The following is a 1,055-nucleotide window of genomic DNA, read 5'->3' as shown; positions in this document are numbered from 1 at the left end:
CCACTGACATAGCGTGGGAAAAATGCAACGCCAAAAGCGACGTGCAACCCCTCGCCTACGGTGATGTACGCGAACAAACCGACCTCGGTAGTCAGCACGCGATTCTCGCCACCCACCAAGCTGCCCAAGCCATCACCGGCTGTATCGAACGGCGGTCCAAAGGCAAGAAGGTGAGCAAGCCAACGTTCACTGCACCCACAGTGAAGTACGACACCCGGACCATGACATTGTTTGAGGACGATACTGTGTCGCTCTCCACAACGGAGAGCAGAGTCCGATGTCAGCTTGCTCTCCCCGACGCCGACGATGGCTACCAACGGCAGTACATCGATTCAGACACATGGAGCGTTACGGAAAGCACGCTCACCGCCCGTGACGGCGACTACTTCCTGCATATCGGCTTCCGCCGACACAAGAACGATGCTGAGAGGAACACCGCCGAGGACGGAACGGTCCTCGGGGTTGACCTTGGTATCGAAAATCTCGCTGTCACCAGCACCGCCTCCTTCTTCAGCGGACGGGAGCTAACCCATAACCTCCGTGAGTTTGAGAACGTGCGTGGTGGACTCCAACAGACCGGAACGCGAAGCGCCCACCGGACGCTCGAACAATCGAATGGCCGGGAACTCCGGTACGTCCGGGACGTGCTACACCAGGCGTCGAATGCAATTGTAGACGAAGCACTTCGGTATGAGTGCGACGTGATCACATTCGAGGACCTGACAGACATCCGCGATCGCACAGGCGCATCGTGGGGACACAAATGGGCGTTCAGAACGCTGTACGAACAGGTGGAGTACAAGGCCGAAGCGATGGGCGTTTCGGTGAAGCAAGTTGGTTCAGCGTACACGTCGAAACGGTGCGCCGAGTGTGGGTTCACGGCAGACGAGAATCGTCCGGCACGCAACGACTTCCACTGTGTGAAGTGCGAGTCGGAGGCGAACGCAGATTACAACGCAGCGAAGAATATTGGAATGCGGTATGTCCGTCGAGGCCAACAGTCGTCTCGGCGGACGGGCAACAGTCAGCTTGCCCTGAAGTCTGGAACGGTGACG

General features: G+C 58.1%; 1 protein-coding gene. It reads left to right on the top strand.

What is annotated here, in order from left to right; all coding sequences use genetic code 11:
* Positions 1-1,055, top strand: a 1,055-nt coding sequence (locus QNM96_RS22890) for a transposase (protein WP_283839114.1), incomplete at both ends; no start/stop codon positions are given.

The organism is Halostagnicola sp. A-GB9-2 (assembly GCF_030068615.1).
GTDB lineage: Archaea > Halobacteriota > Halobacteria > Halobacteriales > Natrialbaceae > Halostagnicola.
Note: the sequence above shows the minus strand (reverse complement) of the source record. Positions and strands in the feature narration are given on the sequence as shown.